General features: G+C 58.8%; 16 protein-coding genes. 13 read left to right on the forward strand and 3 right to left on the reverse strand.

Going from position 1 to position 13286, the window contains the following annotated elements; genetic code table 11:
* Positions 1-34 precede the first annotated feature (34 nt).
* The 3 genes from MUN84_RS16605 (at position 35) to MUN84_RS23130 (ending at position 2392) form a co-directional block, all read left to right on the forward strand.
* Positions 35-1405, forward strand: a complete 1371-nt coding sequence (locus MUN84_RS16605; RefSeq protein ID WP_244695140.1) for an ABC transporter permease — start codon at positions 35-37, stop codon at positions 1403-1405.
* A 148-nt stretch (positions 1406-1553) separates the two neighbouring features.
* On the forward strand, positions 1554-2141 hold the full coding sequence (locus MUN84_RS23125) for a ChaN family lipoprotein (RefSeq protein WP_262920552.1): 588 nt from the start codon (positions 1554-1556) through the stop codon (positions 2139-2141).
* On the forward strand, positions 2111-2392 hold the full coding sequence (locus MUN84_RS23130; protein WP_262920553.1) for a ChaN family lipoprotein: 282 nt from the start codon (positions 2111-2113) through the stop codon (positions 2390-2392). The genes MUN84_RS23125 and MUN84_RS23130 overlap by 31 nt, the downstream gene beginning before the upstream one ends.
* A gap of 53 nt (positions 2393-2445) precedes the next feature.
* On the opposite strand, the gene MUN84_RS16615 is transcribed toward MUN84_RS23130, so the two are convergent.
* Positions 2446-3078 (reverse strand): NAD(P)-dependent oxidoreductase, encoded by a 633-nt coding sequence (locus MUN84_RS16615; protein WP_244695141.1) that lies wholly within the window; start codon positions 3076-3078, stop codon positions 2446-2448.
* Between the two features lie 85 nt (positions 3079-3163).
* On the opposite strand from MUN84_RS16615, the gene MUN84_RS16620 reads away from it, so the two are divergent.
* Both MUN84_RS16620 and MUN84_RS16625 read left to right on the forward strand, forming a co-directional pair.
* The gene (locus tag MUN84_RS16620; protein ID WP_244695142.1) at positions 3164-3547 is read left to right on the forward strand and encodes a winged helix-turn-helix transcriptional regulator; all 384 of its coding nucleotides are present in this window, start codon (positions 3164-3166) and stop codon (positions 3545-3547) included.
* Positions 3548-3595: 48 nt separating this feature from the next.
* The gene (locus MUN84_RS16625) at positions 3596-4231 is read left to right on the forward strand and encodes a hypothetical protein (protein WP_244695143.1); all 636 of its coding nucleotides are present in this window, start codon (positions 3596-3598) and stop codon (positions 4229-4231) included.
* 95 nt (positions 4232-4326) lie between these two features.
* Here MUN84_RS16625 and MUN84_RS24070 read toward each other — a convergent pair whose 3' ends face one another.
* Positions 4327-4647: a glycerol-3-phosphate dehydrogenase C-terminal domain-containing protein gene (locus MUN84_RS24070; RefSeq protein ID WP_317239225.1), complete on the reverse strand. Its 321-nt coding sequence runs from the start codon at positions 4645-4647 to the stop codon at positions 4327-4329.
* On the reverse strand, positions 4602-5948 hold the full coding sequence (locus MUN84_RS16630; RefSeq protein ID WP_317238987.1) for a glycerol-3-phosphate dehydrogenase/oxidase: 1347 nt from the start codon (positions 5946-5948) through the stop codon (positions 4602-4604). The genes MUN84_RS24070 and MUN84_RS16630 overlap by 46 nt, the downstream gene beginning before the upstream one ends.
* Positions 5949-6080: 132 nt before the next feature.
* Here MUN84_RS16630 and MUN84_RS16635 point away from each other — a divergent pair, with 132 nt between their 5' ends.
* The 8 genes from MUN84_RS16635 (at position 6081) to MUN84_RS16665 (ending at position 13230) form a co-directional block, all read left to right on the forward strand.
* Positions 6081-6527, forward strand: coding sequence for a GNAT family N-acetyltransferase (locus MUN84_RS16635; RefSeq protein WP_244695144.1), 447 nt, complete (start codon positions 6081-6083; stop codon positions 6525-6527).
* Positions 6528-6638: 111 nt separating this feature from the next.
* On the forward strand, positions 6639-7511 hold the full coding sequence (locus MUN84_RS16640; protein WP_244695145.1) for an MBL fold metallo-hydrolase: 873 nt from the start codon (positions 6639-6641) through the stop codon (positions 7509-7511).
* A 66-nt stretch (positions 7512-7577) separates the two neighbouring features.
* Complete coding sequence (locus tag MUN84_RS16645; RefSeq protein WP_244695146.1) at positions 7578-8435, forward strand: alpha/beta hydrolase; 858 nt, start codon at positions 7578-7580, stop codon at positions 8433-8435.
* 100 nt (positions 8436-8535) lie between these two features.
* Positions 8536-10227, forward strand: a complete 1692-nt coding sequence (locus MUN84_RS16650; protein WP_410780055.1) for a glycoside hydrolase family 97 catalytic domain-containing protein — start codon at positions 8536-8538, stop codon at positions 10225-10227.
* The gene (locus tag MUN84_RS24075) at positions 10149-10616 is read left to right on the forward strand and encodes a glycoside hydrolase family 97 C-terminal domain-containing protein (RefSeq protein WP_410780107.1); all 468 of its coding nucleotides are present in this window, start codon (positions 10149-10151) and stop codon (positions 10614-10616) included. The genes MUN84_RS16650 and MUN84_RS24075 overlap by 79 nt, the downstream gene beginning before the upstream one ends.
* A 132-nt stretch (positions 10617-10748) precedes the next feature.
* Entirely contained in the window at positions 10749-11774 is a 1026-nt protein-coding gene (locus MUN84_RS16655) for an alpha-amylase family glycosyl hydrolase (protein WP_244695147.1), read from the forward strand.
* Positions 11771-12145: a hypothetical protein gene (locus tag MUN84_RS16660; protein ID WP_244695148.1), complete on the forward strand. Its 375-nt coding sequence runs from the start codon at positions 11771-11773 to the stop codon at positions 12143-12145. The genes MUN84_RS16655 and MUN84_RS16660 overlap by 4 nt, the downstream gene beginning before the upstream one ends.
* 200 nt (positions 12146-12345) lie before the next feature.
* Positions 12346-13230, forward strand: coding sequence for a DUF1080 domain-containing protein (locus tag MUN84_RS16665; RefSeq protein ID WP_244695149.1), 885 nt, complete (start codon positions 12346-12348; stop codon positions 13228-13230).
* Positions 13231-13286 lie beyond the last annotated feature (56 nt).

Consider the following 13286-nt stretch of genomic DNA (forward strand, 5'->3'; position numbering starts at 1 on the left):
ATCAACTTGAACGCACGATTACGGCTTCCTTCTCATGGATAAAATCTGGCTTATCATTCAGCGCGAATACCTAACCCGGGTGCGCAAGAAAAGCTTCCTCATCATGTCGTTGCTGGCGCCGTTGCTGCTGGCGGCCAGCCTGGTGGGCATCGCCAAATTCTCGGGCTCCTCAGAAACGCAGGTGGTAGCCGTACGCGACGACAGTGCCCAGCAGATGCTCCAGCACCTGACGGCCACGGAGGAAGTGCGCTTTGTGCCGGCCACTGGTACTAACCTGGCGGCGGCCACGGCAGCTTTCAAAAAAGCTAAGCCCAAGCAAGACGCCCTGCTGTACTTCCCGCCGAGCTTTACGCTGGACAATAGCACGGGCATTCAGCTGCTGGCCAATGGCAACGTGAGCCTGAATCGGCAGAGCAAAATCCGGAAAGCCGTGGAAAAGGCCGTGGGTGAGCTGAAACTGAGCCGCTCCGGCCTCAACCAGACCACCATCGACAACCTTAAGGCCAAGGTGGAACTGGACGCCGTGGACCTGACCCAGCAGGGCGGGCGCAAAAACAACGTGGGCACTACCACCGCCGCCGCCTACTTCCTTTCCATTCTGGTGTACATGTTCATTTTCATCTATGGCGTGCAGGTGATGCGCGGGGTAGGGGAGGAGAAGTCGAGCCGCATTATGGAGGTAATGATTTCCTCGGTGAAGCCCTTCCAGCTGATGATGGGCAAGATTCTGGGTATTGCTGCCGTGGTGCTCACGCAGTTTGCCCTCTGGATGGTGCTGTCCTGGGGCCTAACTACCCTGGCGGCTCCCTTGCTGATGAAGTCCAATGTGAAGTCGCCGCCCGCAGCGGCCGTAACAGGCATGCAGCAGGCTACTACCTACGACAAGGCTCCGGCCGCCGCTACGGCCACCTCAGATGATGCCGCCACTGTAGCCCCCGCGGCTACCGCCAGCCCCTGGGGCTTTCTGAGCGGCCTGCCCGTGGGCACTATTATTGGCGGCTTCCTCTTCTTCTTTCTGGGCGGCTACTTGCTGTATTCGGCGCTGTTTGCCTCCATCGGGGCCGCCGTCGATGACCAGACCGATTCCCAGCAGTTCATGTTCCCGATTACAATTCCGTTGATTCTGAGCTACATCGTAAGCATCAATGTCATCATCAACGGGGACCCGAACGGCCCGCTTGCCTTCTGGCTGTCCATGATTCCGCTGACCTCGCCCATTGCCATGGTCATGCGCCTGCCCTTTGGCGTTCCGATGTGGCAGCTGCTGCTTTCCGGGGCGCTGCTAGTAGCCGGCTTCGTGCTTACCACGTGGGTGGCGGCCCGCATTTACCGCGTCGGCATTCTGATGTACGGCAAGAAAGTAACCTACGGAGAACTGTCGAAGTGGATGTTCTATAAGGGATAAACGCCCCGTGTAACGTGAACAACCAGGGCCCCGGTAGCTGTTTACAGACAGCCGCCGGGGCTTTCGGTTATCTTGCCTGGTAGTTTTCCGGCGGCCTACCCTTTATATGAAGCGAAACTACTTGCTCTTACTACTCCTTGCCCTGCTGTTGAGTCTACCCTTGCGCGCCGACGACAAACCCGCGTATCGGCTGTTCACGGCCGCTGGCAAGGCTGCCACCTACGACAAAATGCTTAAAGAGCTGGCCGCTGCCGATGTGGTGTTTTTCGGAGAGCAGCACAACGACCCCCTGGCCCACTGGCTGGAGCTACAAGTTACCAAAGACCTTTTGCGCCTGCGGCAGGGCCAATTGGTGCTGGGCCTGGAGATGTTTGAGCGCGACGTGCAGCCCCTGGTCGATCAGTACACAACGGGTGAGTTATCGGACCAGGCCTTTGAGGAGCAAAGCCGCCCCTGGCCCAACTACAGTACCGACTACAAGCCCTTGCTGCAACTGGCTAAGCAGCAGAAATTTCGGGTGGTAGGTACCAATGTACCGCGCCGCTACGCCTCTCAGGTAGCAAAAGGCAGCCTGGCAAGCCTAAGCGAGTTACCTGCCGCGGAAAAAGCCTGGCTCGCGCCGCTACCCCTAACGGTAGACTACGAACTGCCCGGCTATAAAAACATGGCGAAGATGTTCGGGGCGACGCTGCCCACGCGGCAGGGGTGCAGCATATTATTCAGGCCCAGGCGCTAAAGGATGCCACCATGGCTTACTTCCTCAACCAGGCCCGCCCCGAAGGCCACTTGCTGCTCCACCTTAACGGCGCCTACCACTCCGACAACCACGACGGCATTCTGGCCTACCTGCGCCAGCAAAACCCTAAGCTGAAAGTGCTGACCATCAGCACTGTTTCGCAGGAGCAGTTAAGCCGGCTGGACCCGGATAATGCGCAGAAAGCAGATTTCGTGCTTGTCGTGCCCACCGACATGATTAAGACCTACTAGGCTGCCGCTAAATGTCGGACGGGAAACCGTTAGAACGGCTGTGCAGATCAAGTCTAGTAACTCACGAAGGGCATTTGGCCCACGAATTCCTCGCTTTCTACTTGCTTGAGGATGAAGTCGGCCAAATCGGCGCGACTGATGCTGGTGCTGGCGTTTACGCCTACCCAACCTACGCGGTACTGGCCGCGGGCGGGTCCGGTAGTCAGGCGGGGGGCTCGTATCACTTCCCAGTCTAAGCCGCTGGCTTGCAACACGTCGGCGTGGCCCTGGGCGTCGGTTAGTACGTGAGGTACGGCCAGGCGCATGATGCCCCGAATGAGCTTGTCGGCTAGCTTGGGCTGATCGGCGGGGTAGGGGAGGCCCCCGCCCGAAAGGCTGATGATACGCCGGATGCCCTGCTCTTGCATGGCGGCAACGATATTAGCTGTACCGCGCGTCTGCACGTCTTTGGGCGAGTTTTTCACCTGTCCAAATAAACTCACGACCACATCAGTGCCCTGCAGGGTGCGCGCCACGTCGGCGGCGTTGAGCACGTCGCCGGGAATTACTTCCAGCTGCGCGGATTGTTGCGGGATGCTAGCCGGGTTGCGGGCCAGGGCGCGCACCGAGTAGCCCTGGGCCAGGGCCAGAGGTAAGAATTGCTGGCCGGTGAGGCCGGAGCCGCCAAAGAGGGCAATACGTTTCATAAGCGCAAAAACAGCATGTTTCAGGCAAAGAACCGTAGCTTCGGGGTACTGGTTGCCATGGCTGGTACTAACCTTCAGGTAAGAAATGACGCCTTTGCCCGTATCCATCACCCCGCGCTGTCCCATCCGGACTACCTTGGAACTGGTAGGCGGCAAATGGCGCCTGCTGGTGCTGCACCAACTGAGCGGCGGGCCCCTACGTTTTGGCGAGTTGAAGCGCCTGCTGCCGGGTATCAGCGAAAAAATGCTGGTGCAGGAGCTGCGTCTGCTCACGGATGCTGACTTGCTTAGCCGGCGTAACTACGGCGAGGTGCCGCCCCGCGTGGAGTACGCCCTAACGCCCACGGGCGAGGCCGCGCTACCCTTAGTAGCCGCCGCTGCCACCTTCGGTCAGCATTATCTGCGTACCCTACCCCAAAACCAGAGCCCAGACCACCAGTTGCTACCCCCAGGCCCGGCGAAGGAATAACTTCCATTGACTCGTCTGACTTGTCTTCCCTCTAACGTATAGCTCGCCATGATTTCCACCCTCAACTATACTGCCCTACCCGATGCTGCCGCGTTGCAGCGCCTGTGCCAATCATTAGCCGTGCTGGACGCCGTCAATTCCCAGGATCTAGAGTACCGCTACTACACCTACAATCCTAACTGGGATGAAAACGAGGCGCTTTTCGAGATGAGCGACGGTGAGGGCGACCAAATGCTGGTGCTGTTTCGGCCGGAAGGCTGCTGCATCAACGGCTACCTGGAGGGGTACGACCAGCCCGACAAGGCCCAGGTAACGCGCGGGCTCCCGGAGGCTTTCGATGAGTTTATTTTCGGCGAGCCGGTAAATTCCATTGGCACTACCTTTTGCCTGTGGTACACGCCCGCGCACGGCTGGCAAACGGGGGTAGTGGAAAGTGAGGACGACGGTTCGGAAGAGCTGCTCTTCATCTTCGATGGCCAGCCCGCTACCTACACGGAATGGGCCAACGAGTATTTCATTGATGAAACCGACCGGGACCCGATTGATGAAGCTACCGTAGCCCGCATCTACCAGCACGAGCCCCTGACCCGGGAACTGGTACAAGAGCTGATAGACCCGCTGGAAGACCGGTCGCAGCTGGAAGCTGACCTGCAGGCCATTGGCTACCCCTACAATTTCAGCTAAGGCTAAGGAGCTCTACTTAGGTGCCCCTGTAAGGTAGAAGTGCTTGAGGTCCGCGGACGCCAGCACCAGCAGAGCGGCCTTGAGGAGTTACTGAGTCAGGTAGCCGTTGCTGGCGCTGTTGCCGGTGCGTCTTTTAGTACGTACTGCTGCGCTACTGCGGTAAAAGCCGCTACTTGCTGCTGTTGCCACTGCTGGTCTTTTCCTAGCTCCTGGCCCAGCAGTGCCGCTACCGTGGGGGCCATGCGCAGGGCGGCGCGGGCATCCAGAAACAGCACCCGAACCCGCCGAGCCAGTACGTCTTCTACGGTGCGAGCCATTTCGTAGCGGGCGGCCCACACCACCTCCGCCCACACAAACTCCAGGTTTTCATCTAGCTTCTGACCAAGTTCGGGCCGGTGAGCAATGAGTTGCTGCAGAGCCGGTAGGTCGGAGCCGTAAACGGAGAGGTGGCTGCTCCAGTCGGGGTAGGCTGGGCGCCGTGAAGGGCAAGGTGGGCGGTTTGGCTGGGGGCCGGACCGAGCTTGCCAAGTGCAATAACTTTATCGACGGTGTCTTGGGCCATGCGGCGGTAGGTAGTCCATTTGCCGCCCGTAATGGTTAGGAGGCCAGCCGGGGAAACCAGAATTTTGTGGCTGCGCGAAATCTCCTTGGTCTTTTCAGACCCACTCTGCGGAGCCGCCAGGGGCCGCAGCCCCGCGAAGATGCTCAGCGCGTCGCTCCGTTGGGGCGCGCGGGTGAGGTACTGGGCCGTAGTACGCAAAATGAAGTCGATTTCCTCTTCCAGGGCCTGGGGCTCTAGGCTATGTTCGTGGAGGGGAGTATCGGTAGTGCCCAGTACCACGCGGCCGTGCCAGGGCACCGCAAATAGCACGCGGCCGTCCTCGGTTTTCGGAATCATGAGGGCATCATTGCCGGGCAGAAACGAGTTGTCGACCACAATGTGTACGCCCTGGCTGGGCCGCACCAGCTTGCGGCCACCGGGCTGGTCCATTTGCCGGATGTCATCCACAAAAACGCCGGTAGCATTCACCACGGTTTTCGCCCGCAGCGCATAGGTAGTGCCGGTTTCGTGGTCGGTAGCCTGCACGCCTATTATCTGGCCGTGCGCATCCTTTAGCAACCCCTGCACCCCGCAGTAGTTAAGCAGAACCGCACCTTGCTCAATGGCCGTTTGCGCCAGGTTGACAGCCAAGCGGGCATCGTCGAACTGCCCATCATGGTACAGTACGCCCCCGCGCAGGCCGACAGCTTTCAGGTTGCCCAGGCGCAGCAGGGTTTCATTTTTGCTCAGGTGTCTTGAGGCGCCTAGGCTAAGCTCCCCGGCCAGCAAGTCGTACATTTTCAGCCCAATGGTATAAAACGGACCGCCCCACCAGCTGTAGTTTGGGATGATAAAGTTCTGGTTCTTGACGAGGTGGGGCGCGTTTTTCAGGAGCAGGCCGCGCTCATACAGGGCCTCGCGCACCAGGCCTACGTCGCCCTGCGCGAGGTAGCGCACCCCGCCATGCACCAGCTTGGTGCTGCGGCTGCTGGTGCCCTTGGCATAATCAACTTGCTCCAGCAGCAGGGTTTTATAGCCCCGGCTGGCGCCATCCAGGGCGATGCCCAGGCCCGTGGCCCCGCCGCCAATTATAAGTAAGTCCCAGAGTGGTTGCGCGGTAAGCTGCCGGATTAAGTGCTCACGCTGGAAGAGGAGTTCAGGGTGGTTGTGCTGCATAGCTGTGGCCGTAACCCTAGCTCAACGGTCCAGGTTACTTTCCTTGCATCAACGGATTGCCGCCGAAATAGATAATTTCAGCCGTGCCAGACTATTGGCACGCTGCGCTAACGCCCTATGAATGCCCACCCTATGTTGTTTCGCGAGGCCCAGGTAGCAGATATTCCCCAACTCACGGTGGTGCGCCTGGCCATGCAGGAAAACCGCTTATCCGACCCTAAACTAGTTACGGGCCCGGATTACGTGGACTACCTTACCCGGCATGGCAAAGGCTGGGCATGTGAGGTCAACGGGACCATCGTAGGCTTCGGAATTGCCGACTTGCTGGGCCACAGTATCTGGGCCCTATTCGTGCAGCCGGAGTTTGCCGGGCTGGGCATTGGTAAAAAGCTGCATGAGCTGATGCTAGACTGGTACTTTGCCCAAACCTCCGAAACCGTTTGGCTCAGCACGGCTCCCGGCACCCGCGCCGAAGAGTTTTATCACCGTCAAGGCTGGCAGGACACTGGGCGGACGACAAGCGGAGAAGTGCGGTTTGAAATGGGGGTAAGTGAGTGGAATAATCAAAAGCCTCTATAGCCTTTGTGAGTTCCACAAACCAATGAGATGAACCAAGCTATGAGCCGCTACTTGTTACCGCTATTGGCACTACTGCTAAGCTACTCGAGCTTTGCCCAATCCAGCTTCACTGTGGTACCGTTAGGCGTAAAAGGTGGTTTGCAGGAGAACAACCTTTCGGCCTACCTGGTGGCAGCGGCCGGCTCGAGTGCCTACGTCTGCCTGGATGCCGGAACAGTGTACAGCGGCGTAGAAAAAGCCATCAGCAACCGGGTGTTTTCCATTCCAGCCGGCGAGGTAGTGCGCACTCAGATTCGAGCCTACCTCATTTCCCATGCCCACCTCGACCACGTAGCCGGCCTGCTGCTAGGGGCCCCCGACGACACACCGAAAAGTATTTATGGCTTGCCAAGCTGCCTGGCCACCTTGCAGAATGACTACTTCAACTGGCGGGCCTGGCCCAACTTCGGCGACGGGGGCAGCCCGCCGGCCCTGAAGAAATACCAGCTGCGAGAATTGCCACTTCAGCAGGAAACGGCCCTTGAAAACACGCCGCTCCGGGTGCAGGCCTTTGCGCTCAGTCACGGCCAACCCTACCAAAGTGCGGCGTTTCTGGTGCGCAACGGCCGTAGCTACCTGCTCTACCTCGGCGACACCGGTGCCGATGCAGTGGAGCAAAGCCAGCATCTGCGCGCGGTGTGGCAGGCCGTGCAGCCCTTGGTTAAAGCCCGCCAGCTCAAGGCCATCTTCATCGAAGCTTCCTACCCGAATTCTCAGCCAGTAAAACAACTGTTTGGTCACCTCACCCCGGCGCTGCTCATGCAGGAAATGCAGGTGCTAAGTCAGTTGACCGGCCCAGCGGCTTTGCGGGGGCTGCCGGTGGTCATCACCCATCTCAAGCCTTCGCCCGGCAATGAAGCCGCCATCAAACAGCAACTCACCGACGCCAACAAGCTCCACCTACAGCTACTATTTCCGGAGCAAGGGCAGCGGCTGGAGTTCTGAAGATGTGTTCAGCAGGTAGACTTTCTCGCACCACTCCACTCGTTCCAACCGTACTAGCTTAGCGCCATGGCTTTACTCCACCTATGCAACGTAGCCCTGCGCTATGGCTGGCTGCTCCTGCTGCTCGCCCCGGCAGCTTACGCCCAAAGTCAGCCGCCCCAAAAGGAGCCGTTCGTGCTCGGTCACACTGACCGTATTAAGTCGACTCAGCTGCAGGAGGAGCGCGTGCTGAATATTTATCTGCCAGAGGGTTACGCCAATGATCCGAAAGTCACGTACCCCGTGATTTACCTGCTAGATGGGTCCGCCGACGAAGACTTCATCCACATCGTGGGCCTGGTGCAGTACCTCACGTTTCCCTGGATTGATGTGCTACCCAAGTCCATTGTAGTAGGCATTGGCACGGTCGACAGAAGACGAGACTTCACCTTCCCAACCCGCAACAAAAAAGACTTGCAAGACTTCCCGACCACGGGCAAATCGGCGGCTTTTATGCGCTTTATCGAGCAGGACCTACAACCGTATGTGGAGCGAACCTACCGCACCAACGGCCAGAAAACCCTTATCGGCCAGTCGTTGGGCGGCTTGTTGGCCACGGAAGTGCTGCTAAAAAAGCCGGCACTGTTTAACACCTACATCATTGCTAGCCCCAGCCTGTGGTGGGACAATGAATCACTGGTAACCCAGGCCCCTGCCTTGCTGAAGCAAGCCGCCCCTACTACCCCGGCCAACGTGTTTGTGGCCCTCGGCAACGAAGGACCTGAGATGAAGAAGGCCACGGAGGCTATGATTGCCCTTCTGCGGGCCGCACCGGCCAGAGCTGGCCGCGTTGCGTACGTGCCCTTTCCGGAAGAAACCCACGCGACCATTCTGCACCGGGCAGTATACAAAGCATTCGAAACCTTGTATAAGAAGCCGAAATAAGCGCGTAGCCGTTGGCCAATACAAGACCAGTAGCGGGCAACACCGGCCTAGCAGACGTGGAGAAGGGCGGCGTATCTTTCCCGTTCATTCTTGCCGGTTTATGAAACGACTTTCCTTCCTGCTGCTTGCGGGCTTCATGGGTGCTGCTGCCCAGGCCCAAACCGTTCATTCGCCCACAAACAAGCTTACGCTCAACTTCCAACTCAGCCCTAGCGGCGAGCCAACTTACCAGGTACGGTTCGGGGCGAAACCCGTGCTCAAGCCCAGCCGCCTCGGAATGCTCTTGCAGGGGCAGCCAGCTCTGGACAAAGGCCTGACCATTGCGCGGGTTGATTCCAGCCAGCACGATGATACCTGGCAGCCGGTATGGGGCGAGGTCAAGCACATCCGGAACCGCTACAAAGAGCTGGCCGTGACCCTGCAACAGCCCGCCAGCAATGGCCGCCGCGTAGTAGTGCGCTTTCGCCTCTACGACGATGGGGTAGGGTTCCGCTACGAGTTTCCGCAGCAACCGGGCCTGAGCTACTTTGTGGTGCAACAGGAGCTGACCGAGTTTAACCTACCCGCCGACCACAAGACCTTCTGGATTCCTGGCGACTACGACTCCAACGAGTACACCTATACCACGTCCCGCCTCAGCCAGGTCAACAGCGCCCCCATCGAGGCCATTCAGTTGAAGTCGGACCCGAAGCGCGTGCAAACCCCGCTCATGCTCAAGTCTGATGATGGGCTGTACGTGAACCTGCACGAGGCGGCCCTAGTCAACTACCCGGCTATGATGCTGGACGTGGACACCCAAACCTTTGGGCTGCGCAGCCACCTAGTGCCCTCGGTTACCGGCGCAGCCGCCTACCTGCAAGCGCCGGAGCATACGCCCTGGCGCACCATTGTAGTAAGTGACAAGGCGACCGAGGTACTGGCCAGCAAGCTGATTCTGAACCTGAACGAGCCCACTGCCTTCGCCACCACCACCTGGATTAAGCCCCAGAAATTCGTGGGCGTGTGGTGGGAGATGCACGTCAACAAAGCCAGCTGGAACTACGCCGATACCAGCAATATCAAGTTGGCTGGCACCGACTGGAGCCGCCTCAAGCCCAACGGCCACCACGGCGCTAACACCCAGAACGTAAAGCGCTACATCGACTTTGCCGCCAAGCATGGCCTGCAGAGCGTGCTCGTGGAGGGCTGGAACGTGGGCTGGGAGGACTGGGCCGGCAACTGGAAGGAGGAGGTATTCGACTTTGTAACGCCCTACCCCGATTTCAGCGTGCCGGAATTGCAGCAGTACGCCGCCAGCAAGGGCGTGAAGCTGATGATGCACCACGAAACCAGCTCCTCCGTCACTAATTATGAGCGTCGGCAGGATGCCGCTTACCGCTTCATGAAGCAGTACGGCTACGAGGCCGTAAAAACCGGCTATGTGGGCCGCATCATCCCGCGCGGAGAGCATCACGACGGCCAGTGGATGGTCAACCACTACAACCGCACCGCCCAGAAAACCGGCGAAAACCAGATCATGGTGGACATGCACGAGTCGGTACGCCCGACGGGTCTGCACCGCACCTACCCGAACTGGCTGGCCTCCGAAGCAGCCCGGGGCAACGAGTTTAACGCCTGGAGCACGGGCAACCCTCCCGAACACGAAACCATTCTGCCCTTCACCCGCCTCATGGGCGGCCCCATGGACTACACCCCGGTATCTTCCAAATCAAGCTGGAAGGCTGGAACCCGCAGCGCAACCAGGGCAAGCAAGTGCACACCACCCTGGCTAAGCAGCTGGCCCTCTACGTAACGCTCTACAGCCCCGTGCAAATGGCCGCCGATCTGCCCGAAGCCTACGAGCAACACCTCGACGCCTTCCAGTTCATCAAAGACGTAGCCGTGGATTGGGATGACACCCGCATTCTGCTGGCCGAGCCCGGCGACTACCTCACCACGGCCCGCAAAGCCAAGGGCAAGGAGGAGTGGTATTTAGGCTCCATCACCGACGAGCAGGCTCGCACCCAAACCGTGAAGCTGGACTTTCTTACCCCAGGCACCCGGTACGAAGCCACCATTTATGCCGACGCTACAGGTGCCTCCTGGGACAAGAATCCCATGGCCTACCAAATCCGCAAGCAGAGAGTCACGAGCAAAACCACGCTCAAGCTGCAGCTAGCCGCCGGGGCGGGGCGGCCGTAAGTATCAAGCCGGTAGGGAAATAGCTTAAACTTAAGCAACCCCTTGAACGCTGAGAAAGCAGCAGTGTCCAGCGGCGGAAACCAGTTCGGTATATTGCTGCTACCCCTTTGTACCCAGTGTAATTATCACGTAATGTCTTTTTTGAAAACAGCTTTCAAACGCAGCCTGGCTGTATTCCTTACTACTGGCCTGCTGACTAGCTGCAAATCCGATACGCCGGATGCGCCAGTGCCCGTTACCCCGCCCGTAGCCACTACGCCCCCACAATACGGGACTCCTTTTACGGGCGTGCCTAACCGCGAGGATGCCATGCTATACCAGGTGAACATGCGCGCGTTTAGTCAAAACGGCAACTTCGCGGGCGTAACAGCCCGCCTGGATTCCATCAAGGCATTGGGCGCAAACGTGGTGTATCTGATGCCCATTTATCCGATTGGGGACGTACGAAGCGTGAACTCGCCCTACGCCGTAAAGGACTACACCGCCGTGAGCCCCGAGTTTGGTACGCTCACCGACCTGCGGACGCTGGTTGACGCCGCCCACAGTCGGGGCCTGAGTGTGCTGTTGGATTGGGTGGCAAATCATACCAGCTGGGATAATGCCTGGGTTACGCAGCACCCGGAGTGGTATCTGCGCAATGCCGCCGGCGTCATCCAGAGCCCGCCCAACACCAATTATACCGACGTAGCCCAGCTCAATTTTGCCAGCGCCCCCATGCGCCTAGCCATGATTGCGGCCATGAAATCGTGGGTGTACACGGCCAACGTCGATGGTTTCCGCTTCGACTATGCCGATGCGCCGCCTCTTGACTTTTGGAAGCAAGCCGTGGATACGCTGCGCAACGTGAAGTCTCATAAGCTGCTGCTGCTGGCCGAAGGCAACCGGAACGCCAACTTCTCGGCGGGCTTCGATTATACCTTCGGCTTCAATTTCTACGGCGGCTTCTGGGATGTATATCGCCGGAACGCTGCCGCCACTACCTTCGATGAGCTTAATACCAGCGAATATGCGGGAGCTACGGGTACCCAGCAGGTAGTGCGCTACATCACTAACCACGATGTAAACGGCTCCGACGGCACCCCGTGGCGTTGTTTGGCGGCAAAGCCGGAGCCATGTCGGCATTCGTTATTGCCTCCTGCTACAAAGGAGTGCCTATGATCTACAACGGCCAGGAAGTAGGCATGACCACGGCCATTCCTTTTCCATTCACCTCCGTGAAAGTGAACTGGGGTAGCCAACCTGATGTGACCAAAGCCTACAAGCAGCTACTGGCCGCCCGCGCCGGCAGTGCGGCCCTGCGGCGGGGCATGCCCACGGCCTACAGCACGGCGGACGTATGCGCCTTCACCAAAACGGCCGGTACTGAGCAGGCCCTAGTGCTGGTAAATGTGCGCAACAGCGCCAAGCAGTACGTGCTGCCTGCCGCACTAGCCAACACTACCTGGACCAATGCCCTGCAAGGAGGTTCCCTCACGCTGGGCACCCAGATTTCGCTGCCCGCTTACGGGTATGTGGTCTTGAAGAAATAAGGTAGCAAGAAGGCGGCCTGAGCTTCATCCCAAGCAAGCAAGCCCGCTCGTACACCGTGAAGCTGTAGCTAGCTGCGGGGGCGGGGCAGCAGTGAGTATCAAGCCCGTAGGGAAGTAGGGCCGGCGCTGGCCGCCGTAAAATCATTGCTTGAAATGACTAGATTGGGAGCCGCTACCCAACCAACTATCCAGTTCAAGCAATGAGAAAACTACCTGCCCTTGTGTGCGGAGCAACCCTGCTGTTCACGGCTACCTCATCGTCGGTTGCTCCTAGGGGTTGGGAGCCCCTCCTTGATAAGGAGTTGAGTAAGTGGCAGATTTATCAGAGCTACCGTCATCAGCTCGGCTACAAAGGGCAGCCGCCCACCGATGCCCAGGGCCAACCGCTGCCGCCCATTGGCTACAACAAGAACGAGGCAAACGTTTTCTCGGTGCTGATGCAGGAGGGCAAACCAGTACTGCGCATCAGCGGCGAAATCTACGGGTGCGTGTTCACCAAGCAGGATTTTCGCAATTACGACCTGAAGCTGAAGGTGAAATGGGGCACGAAAAAGTGGGTGCCCCGGCTAGATGAGCCCCTGGACAGCGGCATCCTCTACAACAGTCAGGGCGAGTGCGGCGTGGACTATTGGCGCAGCTGGATGCTGAGCCAGGAGTTTCAGGTATCGGAGGGGCAGCGGGGCAACGCCATGGGCGACTTCTGGTGTATTGCCAACTCCACCGCCGAAATCAACGCCGCTTACAACCCAACCAAGGATACCCTACGCTACAACCCTGCCGCCGCTCCCGTAACCATGGGCCGAGGCGGGCCGGGGTTTTGCCAGGCATCTGGTAACTACGAAGTGCCGAACGGACAGTGGAATGAGTTGGAGCTTATTAGCGTGAACGGCCAAAGTGTGCACATCGTGAACGGCCACGTAGTGCTGGCCCTAAACAACTCCGCCGCTGTCGTGAATGGGCAGCGCCAGCCCCTTACCCACGGCAAAATTCAGCTGCAAAGCGAGGCCGCCGAGGTGTTTTATAAGGACATTATGATCAAGCCACTGGATGCCATGCCCGCCCAGTATGCCAGATACTTCAAGTAGAAAACCCTCTCTACTACAGCAAAAAGCCCCAGCTACGTAGCTGGGGCTTTCTGCTG

This window comes from Hymenobacter sp. 5516J-16 (genome assembly GCF_022919335.1).
Lineage (GTDB): Bacteria > Bacteroidota > Bacteroidia > Cytophagales > Hymenobacteraceae > Hymenobacter > Hymenobacter sublimis.

Excerpts from the sequence above, each read along its gene's own strand:
- MUN84_RS16645 (WP_244695146.1), top strand. The coding sequence starts at position 7,578 with ATGGCTTTACTCCACCTATGCAACGTAGCCCTGCGCTATGGCTGGCTG.
- MUN84_RS16625 (WP_244695143.1), top strand. The coding sequence starts at position 3,596 with ATGATTTCCACCCTCAACTATACTGCCCTACCCGATGCTGCCGCGTTG.
- MUN84_RS16650 (WP_410780055.1), top strand. The coding sequence starts at position 8,536 with ATGAAACGACTTTCCTTCCTGCTGCTTGCGGGCTTCATGGGTGCTGCT.
- MUN84_RS16615 (WP_244695141.1), bottom strand. The coding sequence starts at position 3,078 with ATGAAACGTATTGCCCTCTTTGGCGGCTCCGGCCTCACCGGCCAGCAA.
- MUN84_RS16665 (WP_244695149.1), top strand. The coding sequence starts at position 12,346 with ATGAGAAAACTACCTGCCCTTGTGTGCGGAGCAACCCTGCTGTTCACG.
- MUN84_RS16630 (WP_317238987.1), bottom strand. The coding sequence starts at position 5,948 with ATGCAGCACAACCACCCTGAACTCCTCTTCCAGCGTGAGCACTTAATC.
- MUN84_RS16655 (WP_244695147.1), top strand. The coding sequence starts at position 10,749 with ATGTCTTTTTTGAAAACAGCTTTCAAACGCAGCCTGGCTGTATTCCTT.
- MUN84_RS16635 (WP_244695144.1), top strand. The coding sequence starts at position 6,081 with ATGTTGTTTCGCGAGGCCCAGGTAGCAGATATTCCCCAACTCACGGTG.
- MUN84_RS16660 (WP_244695148.1), top strand. The coding sequence starts at position 11,771 with ATGATCTACAACGGCCAGGAAGTAGGCATGACCACGGCCATTCCTTTT.
- MUN84_RS16620 (WP_244695142.1), top strand. The coding sequence starts at position 3,164 with ATGACGCCTTTGCCCGTATCCATCACCCCGCGCTGTCCCATCCGGACT.
- MUN84_RS16605 (WP_244695140.1), top strand. The coding sequence starts at position 35 with ATGGATAAAATCTGGCTTATCATTCAGCGCGAATACCTAACCCGGGTG.